Annotated in this window: 18 protein-coding genes and 1 pseudogene; 9 read left to right on the top strand and 10 right to left on the bottom strand. The window is 70.9% G+C overall.

Translation table 11 applies throughout. The features are described 5' to 3' along the window. Positions 1-271 precede the first annotated feature (271 nt). The gene (locus O7621_RS19525) at positions 272-1,144 is read left to right on the top strand and encodes an MEDS domain-containing protein (protein ID WP_282230583.1); all 873 of its coding nucleotides are present in this window, start codon (positions 272-274) and stop codon (positions 1,142-1,144) included. Then, the gene (locus O7621_RS19520; RefSeq protein ID WP_282230582.1) at positions 1,131-1,595 is read left to right on the top strand and encodes an ATP-binding protein; all 465 of its coding nucleotides are present in this window, start codon (positions 1,131-1,133) and stop codon (positions 1,593-1,595) included. The genes O7621_RS19525 and O7621_RS19520 overlap by 14 nt, the downstream gene beginning before the upstream one ends. Positions 1,596-1,624: 29 nt before the next feature. Here O7621_RS19520 and O7621_RS19515 read toward each other — a convergent pair whose 3' ends face one another. Further along, the gene (locus tag O7621_RS19515) at positions 1,625-2,668 is read right to left on the bottom strand and encodes a cation transporter (protein WP_282230581.1); all 1,044 of its coding nucleotides are present in this window, start codon (positions 2,666-2,668) and stop codon (positions 1,625-1,627) included. A gap of 179 nt (positions 2,669-2,847) precedes the next feature. Here O7621_RS19515 and O7621_RS19510 point away from each other — a divergent pair, with 179 nt between their 5' ends. From O7621_RS19510 to O7621_RS29225, 3 genes and pseudogenes are all read left to right on the top strand, one after another. Further along, positions 2,848-3,816, top strand: coding sequence for a sporulation protein (locus O7621_RS19510; protein WP_282230580.1), 969 nt, complete (start codon positions 2,848-2,850; stop codon positions 3,814-3,816). Positions 3,817-4,103: 287 nt separating this feature from the next. After that, positions 4,104-5,927 (top strand): annotated as a pseudogene (locus tag O7621_RS29230) (BTAD domain-containing putative transcriptional regulator); the annotation flags it as partial. Next, positions 5,901-7,199 carry a tetratricopeptide repeat protein gene (locus tag O7621_RS29225; RefSeq protein ID WP_348775322.1) on the top strand — a complete coding sequence of 433 codons (1,299 nt, stop codon included), beginning with the start codon at positions 5,901-5,903 and terminating at the stop codon, positions 7,197-7,199. The pseudogene O7621_RS29230 and the gene O7621_RS29225, both read left to right, overlap by 27 nt. Here the strand turns inward: O7621_RS29225 and O7621_RS19500 are convergent. Genes O7621_RS19500 through O7621_RS19465 form a run of 8 tightly spaced genes read right to left on the bottom strand, consistent with a single transcriptional unit; the run spans position 7,174 to position 15,906 of the window. Continuing rightward, complete coding sequence (locus tag O7621_RS19500) at positions 7,174-8,220, bottom strand: lysylphosphatidylglycerol synthase domain-containing protein (RefSeq protein ID WP_282230578.1); 1,047 nt, start codon at positions 8,218-8,220, stop codon at positions 7,174-7,176. The two genes, O7621_RS29225 and O7621_RS19500, sit on opposite strands and share 26 nt — an antisense overlap. Next, on the bottom strand, positions 8,217-9,263 hold the full coding sequence (locus tag O7621_RS19495) for a glycosyltransferase family 2 protein (RefSeq protein ID WP_282230577.1): 1,047 nt from the start codon (positions 9,261-9,263) through the stop codon (positions 8,217-8,219). The genes O7621_RS19500 and O7621_RS19495 overlap by 4 nt, the downstream gene beginning before the upstream one ends. A gap of 23 nt (positions 9,264-9,286) precedes the next feature. After that, entirely contained in the window at positions 9,287-10,471 is a 1,185-nt protein-coding gene (locus O7621_RS19490; RefSeq protein ID WP_282230576.1) for an endonuclease/exonuclease/phosphatase family protein, read from the bottom strand. Continuing rightward, entirely contained in the window at positions 10,468-11,487 is a 1,020-nt protein-coding gene (locus O7621_RS19485) for a glycosyltransferase family 2 protein (protein WP_282230575.1), read from the bottom strand. The genes O7621_RS19490 and O7621_RS19485 overlap by 4 nt, the downstream gene beginning before the upstream one ends. Position 11,488: 1 nt before the next feature. Then, positions 11,489-12,499, bottom strand: a complete 1,011-nt coding sequence (locus tag O7621_RS19480; RefSeq protein ID WP_282230574.1) for a glycosyltransferase family A protein — start codon at positions 12,497-12,499, stop codon at positions 11,489-11,491. Positions 12,500-12,528: 29 nt separating this feature from the next. After that, positions 12,529-13,539 carry a UbiA prenyltransferase family protein gene (locus tag O7621_RS19475; protein ID WP_282230573.1) on the bottom strand — a complete coding sequence of 337 codons (1,011 nt, stop codon included), beginning with the start codon at positions 13,537-13,539 and terminating at the stop codon, positions 12,529-12,531. A 13-nt stretch (positions 13,540-13,552) separates the two neighbouring features. Further along, a complete protein-coding gene (locus tag O7621_RS19470; protein ID WP_282230572.1) occupies positions 13,553-14,596 on the bottom strand; it encodes an NAD-dependent epimerase/dehydratase family protein in 1,044 nt (347 codons plus the stop codon). Continuing rightward, the gene (locus tag O7621_RS19465) at positions 14,590-15,906 is read right to left on the bottom strand and encodes an aspartate aminotransferase family protein (RefSeq protein ID WP_282234658.1); all 1,317 of its coding nucleotides are present in this window, start codon (positions 15,904-15,906) and stop codon (positions 14,590-14,592) included. Before O7621_RS19465 ends, O7621_RS19470 begins: the two co-directional genes overlap by 7 nt. 320 nt (positions 15,907-16,226) lie before the next feature. Between O7621_RS19465 and O7621_RS19460 the strand changes: the two genes are divergently transcribed. The 4 genes from O7621_RS19460 (at position 16,227) to O7621_RS19445 (ending at position 19,913) form a co-directional block, all read left to right on the top strand. After that, a complete protein-coding gene (locus tag O7621_RS19460) occupies positions 16,227-17,237 on the top strand; it encodes a glycosyltransferase (protein ID WP_348775248.1) in 1,011 nt (336 codons plus the stop codon). After that, on the top strand, positions 17,234-17,944 hold the full coding sequence (locus tag O7621_RS19455; RefSeq protein ID WP_282230570.1) for a polysaccharide deacetylase family protein: 711 nt from the start codon (positions 17,234-17,236) through the stop codon (positions 17,942-17,944). Before O7621_RS19460 ends, O7621_RS19455 begins: the two co-directional genes overlap by 4 nt. Then, positions 17,944-18,579: a class I SAM-dependent methyltransferase gene (locus O7621_RS19450; RefSeq protein WP_282230569.1), complete on the top strand. Its 636-nt coding sequence runs from the start codon at positions 17,944-17,946 to the stop codon at positions 18,577-18,579. Before O7621_RS19455 ends, O7621_RS19450 begins: the two co-directional genes overlap by 1 nt. 83 nt (positions 18,580-18,662) lie before the next feature. Further along, complete coding sequence (locus tag O7621_RS19445; RefSeq protein WP_282234657.1) at positions 18,663-19,913, top strand: glycosyltransferase 87 family protein; 1,251 nt, start codon at positions 18,663-18,665, stop codon at positions 19,911-19,913. Positions 19,914-20,110: 197 nt separating this feature from the next. On the opposite strand, the gene O7621_RS19440 is transcribed toward O7621_RS19445, so the two are convergent. Next, positions 20,111-22,594: a DNA topoisomerase IV subunit A gene (locus O7621_RS19440; RefSeq protein ID WP_282230568.1), complete on the bottom strand. Its 2,484-nt coding sequence runs from the start codon at positions 22,592-22,594 to the stop codon at positions 20,111-20,113. Positions 22,595-22,627 lie beyond the last annotated feature (33 nt).

The raw sequence follows: 22,627 nt of genomic DNA, 5'->3' as shown, positions 1-22,627 counted from the left end.
CGAGGCCACCCGGGGCCACCTGCGGCGAGCAGGCCGAAGCCGTGCAGTGACCGACGAGATGTCCCGCCACGGGAGTCGGTGCGTCGGCCGGACGTCGCGGTACCACGTGGGCCCCCAGATCCGGTGCTGTCCCCGCTCTGCCGCAGGTGGTCGGGGCATCGCACGGCGGACGTTCGAATCGACGGCTCAGCGGGGGGCGTGTCCGGGTGCGACCGGGTGCAACGCATAGGGTGGCGGGCATCCTCCCGATGACCGACAAGGCGGATCGACGATGGCGGACACGGCTGCGGTTGGCACGCTCGGCGCTGGCGACCATGCCTGTCTCACCTTCTCCGACCAGGAGGAGCGACTGGACCTGGTGGCGGCCTTCGTGCGTGGCGGGCTGCGAGCCGGGCAGAAGGTAATCTGCTGGACCGACTCGGTGAGCCCGGACGGGCTCGCCGGTGAGTTGCACGACCGCGCGGTACGGCCTGGATCGGCCCTGCGCCGGGGCCAGCTGCGCATCGCCTCGGCCACCGAGTCGCTACTCGGCGGGGCACCGGCCGACGCCGGGGCGATGGTGCGGACGCTTACGCGGGAGGCTCGCCAGGCCAGCGACGAGGGGTACGTCGGCCTGCGGGTGACCGCCGACATGTGCTGGGCGACCCGCCCGGCCGCCGCGGCCGATCAACTGGTCGAGTTCGAGACGCTGGTCGCCGACCTGTTCGCGCACGGCCGGCTCTGTCTGATCTGCCAGTACGACCGGGAACGGTTTGACGCCGTCACGCTGGCGTTCGCCGCCCGGGCCCATCCCCGGACCGTCGCCGCTCAGGTCTACCTGGAGCATCCGCTGCTGCGGGTCTGCCGGCAGTACAGCCCGGCCGGCCTGCGCATCGCCGGTGAGCTGGACTACCGGCACAAGGATGTGCTCGAGTTGGCGCTGGCCGAGTCGGTACGGATCGACCGCCACCTGCACATCAACCTGACTGGGCTGGACTACATCGACGGCGCCTGCGCCGGGATCATCCTGGCTGCCGCACGGGCGTTGCCGAGATCGCGCCGGATGACCGTGTCCTGCCGACGGCTGGTCGGTACCGTGCTGTCCCTGGTCGGCGCGGATGACGTGGCTCAACTGCGGGTACAGAGACGCCATGAGCAGCCCTGATCCCACCTCGCTCGGCATCGGGGGACGGCCGACGGACACTCCGTCCCCGGCCGGTGCCGTCGACCAGCCGTTCGACCGGGACGGTCTGTACGGCCTGCGGGCTACGCTCAGCGCACACGCTCCCGGGCTGGACATCTCGGCCGAGCAGACCGAGCATCTGCTCATCGTCGCCGGGGAGCTCGCCACCAACGCGATACGCCACGGCGGCGGCAGTGGCCGGCTCCGGTTGTGGCGCCGCGACGACATCCTGTACTGCCAGGTCAGCGACGACGGGCCGGGGGTGCGTGACCCGCAGGTGGGAACCGTTGCGCCGGATCAGGCGCGGGCCGGTGGTCGGGGGATCTGGATCTGCCGGCAACTCTGCAGCGAGTTGATCATCGATCGTGCCGAACCGGGGCCGGGGGCGGTGGTCACCGCGGCTATCAGCCTGGCCGGGCCGGCCAGCCGGTGACCAACGGTCCGGGGGCGCTGATGCTGGTGTCAGAGGGCCAGGACCGCGACCACGGCGAGGTAGCCGCCGAACAACAGGGTGCCTTCGAAGCCCAACCGGCCCCAGCCGCGGACCTGCCGGGCCAGCAGCCCACCGAGCAGCACCGTGGTCATCAGTAGCGCGGCAGAGGTGAGGAACAGTTCGTCCGAACCGGCCGCGTGGTAGATCGACCCGGGGCGGTAGAAGACGTCAGCGACCACCAGGTTGAGCGCGTCGAGGCAGTTGCCACCGAGGACGGCGGCGACCGCGAGGGTCACCGCCCCGCGCCGTACCGCCGCGATCGCGGTGATCGTCTCCGGCAACGCGTTGACCAGGCCCATGAGCACCCCGCCGACGAATCCGGCCCGTAGCCCGGTCGCCTGCACCAGACTCTCGGCGGCGAGTGCGGTCAGCCAGCCGCTGGCGGCGACGGCCAGCCCGACGAGGGCGAACCGCACCCACAGCCGACGCAGTGGACGGTCATCGAGGACACCGTGGCTCTGCGGCAGATCCCGGCGGGTCTCGTTCGTGTCGACGGCTTGCCAGTAGGGCGTAACGTCGGTGGAGTGGACGATCATGACGCCGCCGAGGTAGCAGCCGACCATGATCATCGAGACCGGGTGGACACCCGCCACCGCGCCGTCCGGGGTGTAGGTGGCCAGCAGCGCCAGGGCCAGCAGCGCCAGCAGCAGGCATCCGAAGAGCAGGTTGGACAGCGAAGCGGCGGCGTGTTCGAGGTTGACCCGCCGGTAGAACAGGTCGGCCACCGCGATCGCGGTGGTCTGCGCAGCGATGCCGCCGACGGCGTTGCTGTAGGCCAGTTGCGGAGCATTACTCACAGCAGTCACCGCAGTCATCACGATCCCGGACAGCGACGTCGCCAGACCAAAGAAGACCGCACCGAAGACCGCTTCTCCCCAGCCGGTCCGGTCGGCGAGCGCGTCACCCACGGCGACGAGCCGGATCCCACCCGCCACCGTCACCACTCCGGCGATCGCGAACGCGGCTATCGACCAGGAGACAGGCCAGCCCGCCGTCACCAGAAAATCCGGCATAGGCGCATTTTTTCACATGTCCGGCAGGCACATGCGATATCACCGGACCACGCCGACAACCGCCCACGACAACCCGTCATGATCGATCAGGATAAACTGAACACCTGCCATCATATCCACACTGGATGCCCTAAATGCCGAGGGCACGGTCCGTCAACCGAGAACCGAGAGGAATGTACGTGGTATTCAAGAAGATGCTGGGCGCTCTGGGAATCGGCGCTCCCAGCGTCGACACGGTGCTACAGAACCCCAACGCCCGGCCGGGCCTTGCCCTCACCGGGCAGGTGAACATCACTGGCGGCAGTCACGACGTGCAGCTGGACCAGATCACGGTCAGCTTGGTCACCCGGGTTGAGGTGGAGGCCGGCGGCGAGGACCACAACGCCCTGGCCGAGTTCCACCGGTTCCCCGTGTCCGGCGGCATCCACCTGCGCGAAGGCCAGCAGTTGTCGTTGCCCTTCCAGGTCCCGGTGCCGTGGGAGACCCCGGTGACCGACCTCTACGGGCAGCGCCTGCACGGCATGACCATGGGTCTGCGGACCGAGGTCGCCATTCCGGGGGCGATCGACCGAGGCGACCTCGATGCGGTGCACATCTACCCGCTGCCGTTGCAGGAGCGCATCCTGGAGGCGTTCGCCCGGCTCGGCTTCGCCTTCAAGGGCGCCGACCTGGAGTACGGGCGACTGCACGGCGTGCCCCAGACCCTGCCGTTCTACCAGGAGATCGAGTACTACGCCGCCCCCCAGTACGCCGGCGGCATCAACGAGGTCGAGCTGACCTTCGTGGCCAGCGAGTACGGCATCGACGTCGTGCTGGAGTTCGACAAGCGCGGCGGTCTTTTCCGGCCAGGGCACGACTCGTACGGCCGCTACCGGGTCAGTCACGCAGACGCCGACCAGGTGGACTGGACCGCCCAGGTCGACACCTGGGTCCGCCAGGCACTCTCCCAGCGCCAGTCGCTGATCGGCGGGTACGGCGCGCCCGGTGGGCACTACGGCGGGCACCATGGCGGGTCGGGAATGGGTGGTGCCGTCGCCGGCGCGGTCGGTGGCGCCGCGCTCGGCTTCGCCGGCGGGATGATCGCCGGCGAGGTCTTCGACTCGTTCGGCGGGGACGACGACCCGGGTGAAGAGTTCGAGGAGGAGTGACCATCAGCCGGGCGTTGGTGCTCCGCTCGGGGCACCAACGCCCGGCGGCGCGGCGACGCCACCAGGTCACCTCGGTACCCGGCACACAATCGAGAAACATCCGACCCACGCCCAAGTTATCCACTGCGGACACCCATCACCGATGGTTCGACAATTCAGCTGGTTCATTCGACAGCTGACGTTGCAATGCTGAGCGACATAGACGTAGGTTGAGGTCAGCCGACCGACGTACACGGCCAACCCGTTCCGAGCGGCGGCATTCGGTACGACCGGCGAGGGTGACGACTTTGCGTATCCGGGTCCTCGGTCAGGTCTGCGCCTGGCGCGACGGTGAACAACTGGATCTCGGACCAACGGCTCAACGGGCCATCCTGGGACTGCTCGCGATCGCGGCCGGACAACCGGTGCGGGTGGCAGAGATCTCGGCTGCGGTCTGGGCCGACCGGCAGCCGCCACCGACCGCCCGGAACGTGATCCAGACCCACATCAAACACCTGCGGCGACGGCTCGAACCCGACCGGCCGCCCCGCGCTCCGAGTACGGTGCTCCCCCAGGTCGGGGACGGCTACGCGCTGCGGCTACCCGCTTCGGAGATCGACGCGGAGGTCTTCCGCCACCGGCTGGCCGCAGCGGCCGGTCTGCAGCGCAACGGCGAACTGAGTCGTGCGGCTGACGAACTCGAACAGGCCCTCCGGCTGTGGCTCGGCCCGCCGATGGCCGACATACCGACGTTGGCCGAGCATCCCCGGGTCGTCGCGTTGCTCGAGGAGCGGCACACCGCCCTGGCACGGTACGGCGACATCATGATCGCCGCCGGGCGGGCCGCCGAGGCGGTGACCGCTCTGGAGGAGGCCGCCGCCGCACAGCCGCTGGACGAGGCGGCACAGGCCCGACTGATCCGGGCGTACCACGCCGCAGGACACCGTGCCCGTGCGTTCCACGCGTACCACCGGGTGCGCCGGCACCTGACCGACGAGCTCGGCGTCGATCCCGGGCCGGAGCTGACCGCCGCACACACCGCGCTGCTGCACGACGAGGAGCTGACCGCCGCCCCAGATTCCCGACCCCCGGGCGGCGAAACCGGCCGGGCAAGGCCCGAACCGGCACCGGCCCAGCTGCCGGCCGACATCCCCGACTTCACCGGGCGGGTCACCGAGCTGGCCGAGCTCGACCAACTGCTTGACGACGCCCGGGGGTGGACCGACGACGACGTGGACCGGTCGCCGGTGGTGACCGTCGCCGCGGTGTCCGGCACCGCCGGCGTCGGCAAGACCGCGCTCGCCGTCCGCTGGGCGCACCGGGTCCGGCACCGGTTCCCCGACGGCCAGCTCTACGTCGATCTGCAGGGCTACGACGCCGAGCAGCCCGTCTCCCCGGGCCAGGCGCTCGCCGGCTTCCTGCGGGCCCTCGGCGTCGCCGGTCCGGACCTGCCGCTGGACCTCGACGAACGGGCGGCCTGCTACCGCAGCCTGGCCGACGGACGGCGGCTGCTGGTCCTGCTCGACAACGCGGCGTCGGCGGAGCAGGTCCGGCCGCTGCTGCCCGGCTCGCCGTCCTGTCTCGTCCTGGTCACCAGCCGGGACTCGCTGGCCGGGCTGGTCGCCCGGCACGGCGCCCGCCGGGTCGGCCTCGATCCGCTGCCGCTGGCCGAGGCGGTGGCGCTCATCCACCGGCTGATCGGCGCCCGGGCCACCGTCGAACACACCGCCGCAGCGGTCCTCGCCGCGCACTGCGCCCGTCTCCCGCTGGCCCTGCGGGTAGCCGCGGAACTGGCGGCCACCCGACCCACCGCGCCACTGGTCGAGCTGGTCCGCGAACTCGCCGATCAGCACCGGCGCCTCGATCTGCTCGACGCCGGTGGCGACCGGCGCACCGGCGTACGCGCGGTGTTCTCCTGGTCCTACCTGCATCTGCCGGCTGACGCCGCCCGCGCGTTCCGGTTGCTGGGGCTGCATCCCGGGCCTGATCTGGAGCCGCACGCCGCCGCCGCGATCACCGCCACCTCGGTGCCCGACGCCCGACGGTTACTCGAGCTGCTCGCCCGCGCCCACCTGATCGAACGTGGGCCCGGCCACCGCTACGGGATGCACGACCTGCTCCGGGCGTACGCCGTGGACCTCGCCGGCCAGCAGGATTCACCGGTCGACCGGCACCGGGCGATGACCGTCCTGTTCGACCACTACCTGCATACCGCCGCAGCCGCCATGGATCTGCTCTTCCCCGCCGAGCGACACCGGCGGCCGGCGGTGACCGGCCCGAGCATCGCGGCGCGGCCGCTGCCCGACGCCGTCTCGGCCCGGACCTGGCTGGAGCAGGAGCGGGCCAACCTGGTCGGCGCCGTCGTGCACACCGCCGGGAACGGCTGGCCGGAACATGCCCGGCGGCTGGTGCTCACCATCTTCCGCTACCTGGAGGGTGCCGGCCACTATCCGGACGCGGTCACCGTGCACCACCACGGTCTGCTCGCGGCCGAGATCATCGGTGACCGGGACTCGCAGGCGCACATGATGACGAACATCGCCGTGGTGTACGGGATGCAGGGACACCGGCAGCTGGTGGCCGACCATCTCCAGCGTGCGCTGGTGCTCTACCGGCAGACCGGCGATCGTGCCGGGAAGGCCCGCGCACTGGGCAACCTCGGCGTCTTCCACGGCCAGCAAGGCCAGTACGACGAGGCCACCGCCCATCTGCGGGAGGCGCTCGGTCTGCTGCGGGACGCTGGTGAGGCGCACGGCGAGGCGATGGCGCTGGGCAACCTCGGCTGGATCGCCGTACTACGGGGCCGTTACTCCGAGGCGGCCGAGCACCTGTCCGACGCGATCGCCCTGTGCCAGCGGATCGGGCACCGGGTGGGGTTGGCGTTCGCGCTGGACTCGCTGGGCCAGTTGCATGCCCGGCTGGGCAGCTTCCGGGCCGCCGCCGACCATCACGGGCAGGCCCTGGAGATCTACCGGGACACCAGTCAGCCGATGGGTGCGGCGTCCGCGCTGGTCGGACTTGCGGACGCGCTGATGGAGGTCGGTCACGCCACCGCGGCCCGGGACCACTACCGGCAGGCGCTGTCGATATCCGCGCAGATCGGCGACCGGACGCAGCAGGCCCGGGCGCACGCCGGGCTGGCCCGTGCCGGGCAGCGGTTGGCCGACACCGACCGCAGACGATCGGTCACCGGCCCGGGCAACACCCCCGACGACGTATGGGACCACTGGTGCCACGCACTGGCCCACTTCAGCGCGATCGGCGCTCCCGAGGCCGAACAGATCCGGGCCCGGCTGGATGCGGCGGACCGCGAGCGGACCGACACCGGGCCCGGCACCGCCCCGGTCACGGTCAGTGGTCCGGACACCCCGGTCACGGTCAGCGCACCGGTACCGGGTCGGTGAGCACGGCGCCGGTCGCCTTTCGCCGCCGGTGCAGGTACTGGGCGAGGAGCAGCCCGCCGGCTCCGACCGCGATGTCGCTGCACACGCAGACCAACCGGCTGGCCAGCACCACGGTGCCGGCCAGCGGCAACGGCATCACCGACGCGAGAGCCAACGCGAGCACCGCTTCGCGCACCCCGATACCGTCCGGCGCGACCATAACCAGCAACCCGGTGACGGTGGCCAGTGCGAACCCGGCGACGCAGATCAGGTACGACCGGCCGGCCGGTGCCCCGGCGACGACCGCCAGCAGCCACAGGTGATGACCGGAGATGATCCACGACAGCGCCTGCGCCAGGATGGACCGACGCACCCCACCGGCCGAGGCTCGGACCTGCGGCGCTGGCCGGCGCAGCACCCGGGCGGCCAGCCGGATACCCCGATCGAGCAGGTCGGGCCGGATCAGCAGGACGGCAACCGGCAGCGCGGCGGCGGCCATCCACCACATCCCGCCGCCGGCGACCGAGGGCCCGGCGGCGATCCCCACGGTAAGCCCGGTGAGCGCGACGATGCTCCAGCTGAGCAGGAACACCGAGGCGAGCCGGACCGGACCAACGTCGACAGCCTTGCCCATCCGTACCAGCACCGGCAACGCGACGAAACGCCCGGGCACGAACTTGACGAGGAAGCCGACGAAGAAGATCCGAGCCGCCGTCCAGGTGTCGACCCGGGCGCCAAGGTCGACGAAGAGCGCCCGCCAGGACAGCACCCCGAGGACCAGTCCGACGCAGTTGACCGCGAAGGCACCGCCGACGGTGAGGTAGACGGCGACCGGGTCGAGAGACCCGGCCAGCTCGCGAACCGGTGCCCAGTCCTGGGTCCGCAGCACGGCGATCAGTCCGACCACCAGCAGGGCGATGAACCCGACGACGAACACCCGGTTCGCCACCCGCAACCAACGACCCCACCGGCCGGATGACGGCACGGCGCTCTGTGGACGGCCCGGCACCGTTGCACCGGCCTCGTCGGTACGGCCGGTCATCGGCCCGTCTCCGGTGCCGTCGTCGACCGGGCCGGTCGGCGGCGGGTCGAGCGCACCAGGCCGGCGGCGAATCCGACCGTCATCCCCGCGAGTTGGGTGGTGTGCATCAGGAAGTGCATCGCGACGAAGTACACCAGAAACCGGTTTCCCTTCCGCCGCCGGACGAAGCGGAACAGGGCCCCGTCCACCAGGGTGAAGGCGGTGAAGGTGGCTGCCGGCACCGCCAACAGCCAGCCGGCGACGGCGGCCAGTGGCAGGGTCAGGGCCGTCGCCGCGCAGCACAGCATCGCGGCCACCGCACCGACGTCGACGCCCGAAGCGGGGCGCGCGGTCTCGGGCCGCTGCCCATCGGCGCGGTGCACCCGACGCCGGTCGTCAGCGACGAGCACGCCGACCAGCAACGCCCCGTAGCTGACCGCACGGCGGACGTGTTCGGCCAGGAACGGCCGCAGCCGGTCGACGTCGTCGTGCCGGCCCACCACGTCGGCGCTCATCCGGATCTCGTACCGGGCGGGCAGTCGGGTGCCGAACTCGATGTCCTCCGCGTCCCGCAGCCGCTCGTCGAAGCCGCCCACGTCGTCGAACGCCTGCCGCCGGATCGCGGTCAACGCGAACAAGGTCGCGTCCGCGACACCGTCACGCTGGCGCCGCCAGTAGTGCTCGAACAGGGTCTTGTAGACCTCCACCGGGCCGTCGGCGGCCAACGGCTCCGCGTCGTAGATGCCCTGCACGACCGCGCACCCGGGATGCTCCCGAAGGACCCGCAACGCGTTGCCGATCGCGTCCGGCGCCAGCGCGATGTCGGAGTCGACGAAGAACAGCACTTCACCGACGGCAGCCGCCGCACCGGCGTTGCGTGCGGCGGACACCCCCTGGTTGGTGGGCAGGCAGATCAACCGGCAGGGCAGCCCGGCGGCGATCTCCCGGGATCCGTCGGTGCTGGCGTCGTCGACCACGATCACCTCGACCGGCTGGCAGGTCTGGCGGTACACGGCGCGGACACAGTCGGCCAGGGTCTTTGCCTTGTTGTATGTCGGAATCACCACCGACACTGTCGGGTACCCGGTCACCATGACACCCACAGCGTCTGCGGCCGGTGGTCGGACATGCCCCGGGCGTCGCCGAACTCGTACCGGTGCACGGTGACTCCGGCGGAGACCAGCGCCCAGTCCAGTCGCCAGGACGACACCTGTTCGGTGGGCCACGACGCGAGGTAGACGGACCGGCTGACCGACCCGGCGTCGCGCAAGCCGGTCGGCAGGCGGCGCAGGTCACCCATCGCGGGGCTGGTGTTCAGGTCCCCGGCCAGCACCACCGGGTTGTCGTTGCCCGCCACGTCCGCGGCCAGCGCCCGGAACTGCGGTATCCGACGCTGGTGCTGTTCCCGGACCGTCCGGTGGAACTCCTCGCTGAACAGGCTGGGGCCGCCGGCCCACAACGGCACCGGCAGGTGCGCGTTGTAGGTGGACAGCACCCGGTCACCGACCCGCACGTCGGTGCGGAGCACCTGGTAGCGCCAGAAGTCGGTGAAAGCGTCCGGGGCCGGGGGAAGTCCGTCGGCCTCCAGCGGCGTCTGGTCGACGATCGGGTACCGGGACAGGGTGACGAGCTCGCCGATGACCGCCACCTGAAAACCCGGCATCTCCCGGCGCAGCCGGTCGAGGTCGTCGATCGGCACGATCACGCCGTCGACCTCGGCGATGTACTCCTGCAGCAGGTATACGTCGGCCCGCTGGTCCCGCAGCAGCTGGTAGAAATCGTCGGCCCGGTCGGTGGTGTGCCAGTACCCGGTGTTCCAGGAGACCACCCGTAACGCGTCCGGCGGCACCTGCGGCGCCGACCGCAGCGGTCCGGGCAGGTTGATTCCGGCCAGTCCGGCGCCGGCCAGCAGCGACACGGCGCACATCAGCGCCGCCGGGCGCCGGGTCCGCCGACAGCCGGCCGCCGCCGTGGCGAACAGCAGCGGTACGGCGACGAACATCACCGGCGGCATCAGCTCGGCGAGCACCCACCACCAGACGCGCCCGCTGAGCAGCCGGTGGGCCAGCACGTACGCCAGCCAGGCCGCCGAGCCGGTCAGGAACACCCGGCCGAGCCAGCGGCGCCACCACCGTCCCCACGGTCCCGGCCCTGCTGAGCCGCCGCCGGTGGGCGTCGCCTCGGCCGGACCGCCGCCGGTGCCCGGCGTCATGTCGACCGGGCCGGCCCCGGCCGGTGCGACGTCACCGGCGGCAGCGGCCTGAGCGGTCATACGGTGGCCTCCGCGGGGAAGGTGCTGTCGTAGAGCTGCCGGAACGGCCGGGACACCAGCCACTGCAGCGTACCGACCGCGACTCCCGCCGTGATGGTCACATTGACCAGGAAGTGCACCGCGACGAAGAAGGCCAGGAACCGGACTCCGCGCAGCCGGTGCGCCAGAGCGTACATCGGCCGGTCGGCGGCGACCGAAGCGACGAACAACCCGAGGGGCACCACCGACCACAGCGGACCGAGCAGCGCCGGCAGCGCCACCGCCGGCACTGCGGCGGCCGCCGCCAGGCTGCCCCAGGCTCGCGACGCCGTCTCGAATCCGGTGGCGAACCGGCGGGCCCGGGCGTACAGCGGGATTCGCAGCCGGGCCCGGTGAAAGAGCTTGCGCAGCAACGGCACCAGCTGGTGGTCGTGATCGTGCCGGCCGCGGACCCGGGAGGTCAGTCGGAGCTGGTGACGGCGGGACAGCCGGTAACCGTAGTCGACCTCCTCGGTCTGCTTCAGCGCCGGGTTGAACGGCCCCACCTCCTGGTAGACGCGGCGCCGGATGGCGCACATCGCCGGGAACAGGAAGGTGACGTTGCCTTCACCGCTGGCCGACCAGTGGTGGTACTGCAGCCCTCGGTAGCGGGCGACGGCGGTGTCGTGCAGCAGCGGCTCCGGGTCCTCGATGCCGCAGACCGCGCCGACCTCCGGCTCATCCTGCAGAATGGCCACCGCCTCGGCGACCGCGTCGGGGGCCATCGCCACGTCGGCGTCGACGAAGAACAGGATCTCGCCGCTGGTGCTGGCGACGCCGATGTTGCGGGCCCGGCCGCAGCCGCCGTTGTCGGCCAGCGCGATCACCCGTACGCCCTGCGCCTCGGCGACCGCCACCGAGTCGTCGGTGCTGCGGTCGTCGACAACCAGCACCTCGATCGCCGGGTAGCTCTGGTCGGCGATCGCCTGCAGGCACACCGCCAGCGAGTCGGCGTAGTTGTAACTCGGCACGATCACCGAGACCAGTGGAGTCGACATGTCACACCGCCTCGGCCGGCTTGTCGTAGAGCCGCCGGAACGCCCGCGACGTGAGGTAGCTGGCGAAGCCGACGGCCGCGGCGACGCCCATCACCACGTTCAGCAGGAAGTGCATGGCGACGAAGTAGCCGACGAACAGCGGGTTGCGGCGGGCCGCGACGAACCGGTACATCGGCCAGTCGCAGGCGACGAAGCCGGCCAACGCGGCCACCGGCAGAACGCTCCACCAGGGACCGAGCAGCAGCGGCAGTACGGCGGTCAGCACGGTGAGCAGCGCGGCGACGCTGCTCCACGCCCGAGGGCCGCTACGCAGCCCGCCAGGGAAGGTGGGGTTCTGGGCGTACATCGGGATGTGCAACATGGTGCGGGTGAAGACCTTGCGGATCATCACCCGCAGTTCGTGGTCGTGGTCGTGCACGCCGCGCACCGCCGGAGTCAACCAGATCTCGTACCGGCTGGCCAGCCGGAACCCGTAGTCGGCGTTCTCGGTCTCGCGCAGCCGCGGGTTGAACGGCCCGATCTCGGCGAACACCTCGGCCCGCATCGCCAGCAGCGCGGTGTACATGGTGTAGATCCGCCCCTCGTCGGCGATCAGCCAGTAGGACTGCTGCATGCAGCGGTACTCCTCGACCAGACTGTCGCGGATCAGCGGCACCGGGTCGTAGTTGCCGCACACCGCACCGATCTCCGGCCGTTCGGTGAGCAGCGCCACCGCGTTGGCCACCGCGTCGGGTTTGGCGGCCACGTCCGAGTCGACGAAGAACAGGATCTCCCCGTTGGCGTTGGCAGCGCCGAGGTTGCGGGCCACCGAGGGACCGCCGTTGACCGGGGTCTGCACGACCCGCACGCCGTACGACTCGGCCACCGCCACCGAGTCGTCGGTGCTGCGGTCGTCGACGACGATGATCTCCAGGCGGGGGTACGTCTGGGCGCGCAGCGCGGACAGACACAGCCCCAGCGCCCGGGCGTAGTTGTAGTTCGGCACGATGACCGACACGAGCGGGTCAGGCATAGGAAGAGACCACTTTCGGGAAGGATTCGCTAGGACGACGGGTACTGGGCGGCGAGCAGGGCGATACCGACGCTGACGGCGAGCAGCGCGGCGGCGACGACGATCAGGCGGTCCCGCAGTACGGTCCGGACCGGGTCGCCGCCGCCCCGACGGACCAGCACCGCCTGCAGGTAGCGGGAGATTCCGAACAGCACGAGCGGTACGGCGCTCAGCAACAGGGCGTTGCGGTACACACCGACCGGCGCGTCCGAGTGCAGGTAGAGCAGGAAGCCGATGACCGCGACGGTGGCGTTCACGGTGAGCAGTTGGTCGGCGAGGTTGAGGTTGTAGCCGCGCAGCGCCGGGCGGTGCGCGGCACCGTCGACGGCGAGCTCCTGCCGGCGTTTGCCGAGAATCAGCAGCAGACAGGTGGCGAAGACGGTGGTCAGCAACCAGGCCGAGACCGGGCCGGCGGTCGCCGCGTAGCCGAGCAGCACCCGTAGCACGAAGCCGGCGGCGACCACGCAGATGTCGACCAACGGGACGTGCTTGAGCCACCGGCTGTACGCCAGGTTGAGCACGAGGTAGCCGGCGACCGGCCACCAGGCCAGGGCAGGTCCGGCGACGACGCCGGCCGCCAGTGCGGTGGTGAGCGTGGCGGCGAACACCCAGGCGGTGGCCGCAGAGACCCGGCCACTGGCCACCGGTCGGGACCGCTTCGACGGGTGGCCGGCGTCCAACCGCCGGTCGGCGACGTCGTTGACCACGTACACCAGCGACGACGCCAGGGTGAACAGCAGCACCGCCCAACCGACCCGGCCCAGCGCGGCGGCGGTCCACACCGGGGCGTCCAGCAGCGCGATCGGAACGGCGAGCAGGTTCTTCGGCCACTGCTGCGGCCGGGTCAGCGCGGCAAGGTCGGCGGTGGTCCGCACCATTCGGGCGGCCGCGCCGCGCGCCGTCCACCCGGACCGTCCGGTCCGGGTCGGGTGGGCGCCAGGCGGCGCCACCGGTGTCGGGGACACCGATGTCGGCTCGGCCGCGACCTCGACAGCGGGCATCGGCACCTCCTGGCTAGAAGAAGACCTTGGCGGCGGCGAGCACACCCTGCCGCCACGGGTCTCGGCTGGTACGGCCGCTGGCACCGGCCGGCGGACCACTCGCCTGCTGCCCCTGCCACCACCGGAACGTCTCCAGCACCGCGTCCCGGTTGCTGTATCGAGGGCTGAACCCGAGTCGTCGCCGGGCCCGACCGATATCGACGTAGGAGTCGTCCATCAACTTGTGCAGCAGCCGGCCGTACACGGGGGACAACTTGGTGCGTTCCAGCAGGCCGAGGGCGGCGAGGGCGGGCCGGGCCGGCAGTGCGACCACCCGCTTGCCGTGCCCGGCGGCGTCCAGCACCGCCTGAAAGTCCTCCCGCAGCGTGCCGAACTCGGCGGCGCCGATGTTGTACGTGTCGTTGGCGACCTCGGCCGGTGCCTGCAGCACGGTGACCACCGCTTCGACCAGGTCGGCGACGTGCAGCATCTGGATCCGGACCTGGCCGTCGCCGAGCACCGGGAAGTTACGTCCCTCCTGGGCCCACTGGAACAGCATCGAGAACAGCCCCATCCGGCCGGGGCCGAGGAACGTCTTCGGCCGCAGCACCGGCAGCACCAGGTCGGCGTCACGGTAGCCGACCGCCAGCCGTTCGGCGTCCGCCTTGGCGGTGCTGTAGGGGTCGACCGGCGCGTACGGGTGCTCCTCCGGTGTCGGCACCTGCCGGGGCAGCCCGTAGACCGCGGTGGAGGAGATGTAGACCAGCCGGGGCACCCGTGCGGCACGCACCGCGTCGAGCACCGCCCGGCTGCCGTCGACCACGATGGAGCGAATCTGTGCCGCCGGGTAGCTGGGCAGCGCGGCGGCGCAGTGCACGACCGCGTCGGCTCCGGTCAGCGCCTGCCGCAGCGCGGCCGAGTCCCGCACGTCGCCGGTCAGGTGCCGGTAGCCGGGCGGGGCGGTGCCCGGTGCGGGTTCCCGCAGGTCGAGTCCGACCACGTCGACCCCGTCAGCGACCAGCCTTGCCACCACCGACGAGCCGAGCATGCCGGCGGCCCCGGTCACGGCGATCACCACAGCGAGCCGACCTTCTGCGCCACGAACCGGGTCAGCAGCCGGTTGAGGCCCTGGTCGAGGACCTTGTCCAGACTGTCCAGGAAGTAGTCGACGTCGTCGTCGGAGGCGACCAGCGGCGGGCCGACCACGAGCGGGCTGGCGCCGTTGAGGGTGTAGTAGGAGTAGATGTCATGGTCGCGGTAGAGCGCGTTGATCACCGCGCAGGTGACCACCTTGGTCCGCAGCTGCGGATCCCGGGCCAGGCCGGCGGGTGCCAGCTTCGCGGCCAGGTCCAGCACCTTGGGGCCGCCGTCGATGAACACTCCCCAGAGCGCGCCCGATCCGGCGACGTCGGCGACCGCGTCGGGGTGCTGTTTGGCGATCCGCCGCAGGCCGGGTGCCAGCAGTTGCTCGATCCGGCGGGCCTGGCCCGGGTAGTCGTCCTCGACGGCGATGTTGACCGCTTCGATCGCGGTGACACATTCCTCGCCGAACCCGTAGTAGGTGGTCGAGGTGGAATGCATCAGCGCGTCCATCGGGTTGTCGTACGCCTTGCGGAAAGTTCCTTCCCGGGCGACGTACGCCGAGATGGACGACTTGCCGCCACCGAACGACTTCGAGGTGGTCAGTACGTCCGGCAGGAGTCCGGGGTAGCGCATGAAATAGAACAGGCTGCCGGTCTTTCCCCAGCCGGTGTAGATCTCGTCGAAGATGAGCACGATCTTGTGTTCGGTGCACAGGTCACGCAGACCGCGTAGAAACTCCTCCGAGCACCAGCGCATGGTGGAGGCACTGAACGGCTCGATCAGGATGGCGTATACGTCATCGGGATGCGCGGCGACCGCAGCGCGTACCGATTCGAGATCATCGTAGCCGAAGGTCACGACACCGGAAATGCCGGGAAACTTGAAATGGTTCTGCGCTCCGCCGGTCAGACTTCCGGAGCCGAGGAGCTTCCCGTGGAAACTGATGTCCGCGCGCAGGATGGTGTTGCGTCGCCCACCGTGGTGCTTGTAGGCCAGCTTGACCGCGCCCTCGACGGCCTCGGCGCCCGAGTTCGGCAGGAAGGACATGTTCAGGTCACCGGGCAGCACCTCGGCCAGATTGTGGGCCAGCGCGGCGACGTACGGCGAGAAGTACGTTTTGTGCACCTCCATCCGCTGCCGCTCGGCGAACCGCTGGCGCGCCGCCAGGATGCGGGGATGGTTGTGTCCGTGGTTGAGAACCCCGACCCCGCCGGTGAAGTCGAGGATGCGACGGCCGTCCCGCAGGTACAGGTAGGCGCCTTCGGCCCGGTCGACCAACTCCCGACCGAACCCGAAGGACGTCATCAGCCCGACCTGGCTCCGGTTGACGTACCGCCGGTACAGATCGTGCACCTGCTTGACGGAGAGCTCGTCACAATCATCGACGGTGAACAGATCAGACACCTATCGACCCTTTCTCCAGAACTCGCGGGTGACACCGCATCGGACACGGAGCACCGCCGGGAGCCCTTGCAATTGTGCCGGCCGGCACTGAACGACGACTGTAAAGTGACTGGAACCGCACTGGACGGCGAGCTACAGCCAATTGACCACCATCGTGACTACGACTATCGTCTCGGCAGTCACGGTGACACACTTCCCGGCGGTCCCGACATTCGACAAAGGTGGTGTCCGTGCCCCCACACGTATCGGTCGTCATCCCCGCCTACAACAGCGAACGGACCCTGCACGCCTGCCTGAGCGCGGTGTACGAACAGACCCACCCGCCGGTGGAGGTGATCGTGATCGACGACGCGAGCACCGACCGGACCCGGGAGATCGCCCGGCGGTTCCCGGTACGGCTGCTGCAGACTCCGGTCAACAGCGGCCCGGCCGCCGCCCGCAACCGCGGGATCAAGGCGAGCACCGGTGACGTGGTCTTCTTCGTCGACGCCGACTGCGCGCCGACGCCGGCCGCGGTCGCCACCGCGCTGCGGATCATGGCTGACGAGCCGGACATCGACTGCGTCCACGGCGTGTACCTCACCGAGCCGTTGTACGACGACGGCCCGGTCGAGGCGTACCGGTTGCTGCACGCCCACTACTGGCGGGTGCGCAACACCGGCCGGGTACGCACCGCGATCTTCGCGCTGTGCGCGGTCCGTCGCTCGGTCTTCGACGACGTCGGGTTCTTCGACGAACGGCTCCGCGCCTCCGAGGACGTCGAGTTGAGCGATCGGATGGCCGACCGGCACGGCATCTGGTTGTCCGCCGACGTGACCTGCCGGCACGACGACGACAGCCGGCTCTGGCCGATGCTGCGCAAGCAGTTCGGCCGCTCGCAGATGCTGGTGCCGGTGGCGGTACGGGAACGGGGCCCGGCCGGGCTGCGGGCCAACCGGCCGGGCGGGGTACTGTCCGCCGCCGCGGTGCTCGGCACCCTACCGTTGGCCGTGCTGACTCCGGTGCTGCTGGTCCTGCCAGGGCTCGCCCTGACCTGGTTCGTCGTCGCCGACCCCGGGCTTGCCGGCTTCGTCCGCCGGGAACGGGGCACCGCATTCCTCGCCCTGTTCCTCGGCCTGCACTTCCTGGTTCACCTGGCCATCGTCTGCGGCGGTGCAGTCGGCGGGGTGCGCTTCCTGCTGGACTCGGACTTCGGACCGACCCATCGACTGGCCCCGGGGACGAGCCGGTGAACCAGCTGCCGATGCTGCGGGCGAAAGCGCTGGAGGCCGGCTTCCTCGGCGTACGGACCTTCCACCGGCTCCGGCCGGTGTCCCCGTCGGCGCGGCGCAGCTGGCCGGTGTTCCGGGTCGGGCCCGGTACGGTCGCACTCACCGTCGACGACGGTCCGGACCCCCGATGGACTCCAGCGCTGCTGGATCTCCTCGCCCGGCACCGGGTGCCGGCGACGTTCTTCCTGATCGGCGACCGGGTCGCCGAGCATCCGGAGCTGGCCCGCCGGATCGTGGCCGCCGGCCACCGGATCGGCAACCACTCGCTGCGCCACCCGATGCCGTTCGCTGCGCTCGACGCCGACCGGTTGCACCGCGAGATCCACCATGCCCAGCGGCGGATCCACGACGCCACCGGGGTCGCCGCCCGGCTGTTCAGGGCACCGAGCGGCGGCTGGTCGGCGCGGGTGCTGGCGGCCACCGTCGACGCCGGGCTGACCCCGGTCGACTGGACGGTCAACTCCAGCGACTGGAAGGAACCCGGCGTCGGCCACATCACCCGTACCCTGTCGCGCGCCGGCTCCGGTCATGTGCTGCTCTGCCACGACGGCGGTGGTGACCGCTCGCAGACGGTCACCGCGCTGGGCACCGTGATCCCCCGGCTGCTGGACCGCGGGCTGCGGTTCGTTCCGGTCCCCGACCGCCCTACCGCCGCCGAGGAGGCGTGATGGCTCACCCGTTGTTCCGGCTTGCCGCCCAGGCGCTCAACTGGCCGCTGACCGTCCTGGTCCGCCCGTACCCCCGGGTGAACGCCGTGATGTGGGACCTGCAGTACGCGCTGGGGTTGTGGCGGTATCTCGACCAGGGACGTGACCGCGCCCCGCTGGAACTCGCCCAACGGGTCACCCCGCGGCCACGCATCCTGGACCTGGGCTGCGGTACGACCGTCAATCTGGCGCTGCCGCCCGGCGGGTACCGGCACTACCACGGTGTCGACATCAGCCGGGCGGCGATCCGCCGGGCCCGCGCGCTGCGCCGGCCGGACACGTCGTTCGAAGCCGCAGACCTGTTGACGTACCGCACGGACGAGCGCTACGACGTGGTCCTGTTCCGCGAGGTGCTCTACTACTTCAGCGTCGACGACGCGGTCGGTCTGCTGCACCGCGCGGCCGACCTGCTGCGACCGGGCGGGCGGGTGCTGGTCTGGGTGTACGACGGGACCACCGACGCCGGCCGCGAACTGCTGTCCCGAGCCCGTAGCTGCGGGCTGCCGGTGCACGATGAGCTTGTCGGTGGGGCGGCCGGCGCGGGCAGCGTTCTGGTGCTGGGGGCCGCCGATCCGGCGCGCAGTGGCCGGTCGTGACCGCCCGCGACACCCTACCGACGGGCGTGGCCCGCGCAGGGGCCGCGCCGGTGGGCGACCGACGACCGGCGGTACGCAGTTGGCTGTTCGCCGGGGCGTCCGCCGCCGCGCTGGGCCTCGCCGCCGGCGTGCTGCACCACACCACCGGCCTGTTCTGGGGGGACCTGGCCGCGTACCGGGCGGGTGCGGTCGCCGCTGCCAGCGGTGACGGGCAGCTGTACCAGGCGGTCCACCGCACCCCGGACGGCATAGCGCTCGGCTTCACCTACCCGCCGTTCGCCGCGTTGCTGATGCAGCCGCTGGCCGTGGTGGCGATGCCGGTCGCCGTCGCGGGGTGGACGGCGGCGAGCGTGGTGGTGCTGGTCGCGATCATCCGGCTGACCCTGCGGTGGATCGGGCCGCCCGCCCGGCAAGGACTGACGTGGACGGTTGGCGGCCTGGTCGGCGCGTTGCCGATCTTCGCGGTGACCGGCCACTTGCAGGTCGGCCAGGTAGGACTGCTACTGACCTGGCTGGTGCTGGTCGACCTGGTCGCCGGCCGGGGCGGCCGATGGCACGGGCTCGGGATAGGTGTCGCCGCCGGGCTCAAGCTCACGCCGCTGATCTTCGTCGGCTACCTGGTGCTGACCGGACGGCTGCGGGCCGCCGCCACCGCGACCGTCGCGTTCGCCGCCACGATTGGCGTCGGCTTCGCCTGGCGGCCGAGCGACTCGAACTGGTTCTGGACCGGTGGGCTGCTGGACACCGACCGGGTCACCGGGGATCCCCGGACCATCCTGAACCAGTCGTTGTCCGGCGCGGTGACCCGGGTGCTGGACGAACCGCGGCCTGCTTTGCCGTGGCTGGTGGTCGCGGTGCTGGTCGGCGCGGCCGGGATGACCGTCGCGGTCCGCTGCGCGCGGGCCGGCGACGAACTGCTGGCGGTGCTCGCCTGCGCGGCCACCGGGCTGCTGGTCTCCCCTGTCTCCTGGCACCACCACTGGGTGTGGTGGGTGCCGGCGCTGCTGGTCCTCGTCGGTGACCAACGGTGGTACGGCCGCAGGTCGACCATCCTCACGGCCGCCGCCGGCTGGCTGGTCCTGGTGGGCAGCACGAGCTGGGTACTGGCCAGTCCGGGCGGGTGGGACCTGCACTTCTCCGGGCTCGGGCTGATCTACAGCAACCTGTACGTGCTGCTGGCGCTCGGTGGGCTCGGGCTGCTCGGCTGGCGGGTACGGCCGAACCGGACCGGACCCCGACGGCGGGCGGCGGCAGCGGTGGGGCCGGCCGAGGCGGCTGCGTCAGGGCTGCGCGAACGCATCGATGTCGATACGCTGTCGAACAGTCAACAGTGATTCGACTGGAGAGGTTCACCAGTGCGGACACGACCGTTTGGTGCCACCGGGATGCGGGTCAGCGCCATCGGCCTGGGTGCCTGGCAGCCGGGCCGCTCGCCGGCGCACTGCGTTTCCTGCTCAGCTACGACACGGTGTCGACGGTGATCCCGGGGAATCAGGTCGGTCGCCCAGCTCACCAGCGGCATCGCCGGTGGTCAGCCGCGTTCCAGCAGGTGACCGATGACCTGCGGGGCCAGCATCACCGGGGTGCCCGAACTGTCCCGGCGCGGATCGAGCTGCGGCAACGCCACCGACTCCCCGGACGGGGTGGCACCGACCGGTCGGGAACCCACCCAGGCCAGTTCCAGCCCCGACTCGCCCTTGAGGAACCGCTGCACCCGGACCCCACCGGTGGCCCGGCCCTTCGCGGGATACTCGGCGAACGGCGTGACCTTGACGTGGTGCCCGGTGGAGGTGACCACCATCGGCTCCCCGTGTACCGGATCGTCGGTCCGTACGGCGGCGAAGAACAGCACCCGGGCATCGGCGGCGAGGTTGATCCCGGCCATGCCGCCGCCCTTGAGCCCTTGCGGACGGACCAGCTTCGCGGCGAACCGCAGCAGCGAGGCGTCAGTGGTGACGAACACCAGGCTCTCGGTGCCGTCGGTCAGCCAACTGGCTCCGACGACCTCGTCGCCGTCACGCAGACCGATCACCTCGAACTCGTCGGCGCGTACCGGCCAGTCCGGCGCGCAGACTTTCACTACGCCTTGGCGGGTGCCCAGCGCGAGTCCCGGCGCGTCCCGTTGGGTGGCCGGGGCCAAGCCGACAACCTGCTCACCCGTGCCCAACGCCAGCAGTTCGGCGACCGGCATGCCGCCGGACAGCGACACCGTTCCGGAACGCTGCGGCAGCACCGGCAACGGCAGGACGTCGGTACGGACCGCCCGGCCGGTGCTGGTGATCAGCAGCACCTGGCCACGGGCGGTGGCCGGCACCACGGCCTGCACCGCGTCGTGTCGGGCCCGGCTGTTGCGCCGGGCATCCTCGACCGACTCCTCGCTCTCGGCGACGGTGCGGGCGACAAGCCCGGTGGCGGACAGGATGACCTGGCAGGGGTCATCGGCGACCTCCAGCGGACCGGCCGGGACCGAGGCGGCCAGCACCTCCTTGAGGTCGCCGTCGACGAGAGTGGTCCGCCGGGGGGTGGCGAACTGCTTGGCCACCTTGGCCAGCTCGTCGGAGACCAGCTTCCGCAGCGCCGCGGGATCGTCGAGGATCCGCGACAGCTCGGCGATCTCGCCACGCAGCCGGTCCTGCTCGGCCTCGAGCTCGATCCGGTCGAACCGGGTCAGCCGGCGCAGCGGGGTGTCCAGGATGTAGCCGGCCTGCACCGCGGTCAGCCCGAACTCGGCCATCAGCGCGTCCCGCGCCGCCTGCGCGTCGTCGCTGCCCCGGATCAGCCGCACCACCCGGTCGATGTCGAGCAGGGCGATCAGCAGACCGTCAACCAGATGCAGTCGATCCTGCCGCCGGCTCCGTCGGTAGAGGCTGCGTCGGGTGACGACGTCGTACCGGTGAGCTAGGAAGGCTTCCAGTAGCTCCTTCAGCCCGAGCGTACGTGGCTGCCCGTCAACCAGCACCAGGTTGTTGACGCCGAATGACTGCTCCATCGGGGTCAGCCGGTAGAGATCGGCGAGCAAGGCCTGCGGGTTGACCCCGATCTTGCATTCGATGACCAAACGGGTGCCGTTCTCCCGGTCGGTCAGGTCCTTGACGTCGGCGATGCCCTGCAACCGTTTGGTCTTGTTGACCTCTTCAGTGATTTTCTCGATGATTCGCTCGGTGCCGACCCCGTAGGGCAGCTCGGTCACCGTGATCGCCTGCCGCCCACGGCTGCCCTCGAGCAGGCCGATCTGCACCTTGGCGCGCATCCGCACCACCCCTCGCCCGGTGGCGAACGCGCGCCGCACCTCGTCGAGTCCGAGCAGCAGACCACCGGTCGGCAGATCCGGGCCGGGGACGAACTCCATCAGTTTGTCGAGGCTGGCGTCGGGATGGCGGATCAGCCAGCGGGTGGCCGCGACGACCTCACCGAGATTGTGCGGGATCATGTTGGTCGCCATCCCGACGGCGATCCCGGACGCGCCGTTGACCAGCAGGTTCGGAAAGGCCGCCGGCAACACCTTCGGCTCGGTCAACGAGCCGTCGTAGTTGGGCTTGAAGTCGACGGTCTCCTCGTCGAGCTCGCCGACGAGCAGCATCGCCGGGCGGGACATCCGCGCCTCGGTGTAGCGGCTGGCCGCCGGGCCGTCGTCGGGGGACCCGAAGTTGCCGTGCCCGTCGACCAGCGGCACGTTGAGCGAAAAGTGCTGCGCCATCCGGACCATCGCGTCGTAGATCGCGGTGTCGCCGTGCGGATGGAACTTGCCCATCACGTCGCCCACCACCCGAGCCGACTTGACGTAGCCCCGGTCCGGGCGATGCCCCTGCTCGCTCATCGAGTAGAGAATCCGTCGGTGCACCGGTTTGAGTCCGTCCCGGGCGTCGGGCAGGGCCCGCGCGTAGATGACCGAGTAGGCGTACTCCAGGTAGGAGTCCTGGATCTCGGTCTCCAGTGGGTTGTCCAGGATCCGGGCGCCGGCCTGGTCGAACGCGGACAGGTCGACCCCGGACTGCTTGCTCTTGCTGCGTGCCATCTCTACGTTTCCAGCGCTTCCTCGATCGAGCAG

The sequence above is a fragment of the Solwaraspora sp. WMMD937 genome, from assembly GCF_029581175.1.
Taxonomy (GTDB): domain Bacteria; phylum Actinomycetota; class Actinomycetes; order Mycobacteriales; family Micromonosporaceae; genus Micromonospora_E.
The sequence above is the reverse complement of the archived record's forward strand: the minus strand, read 5'-3'. Positions and strand labels throughout refer to the sequence as shown.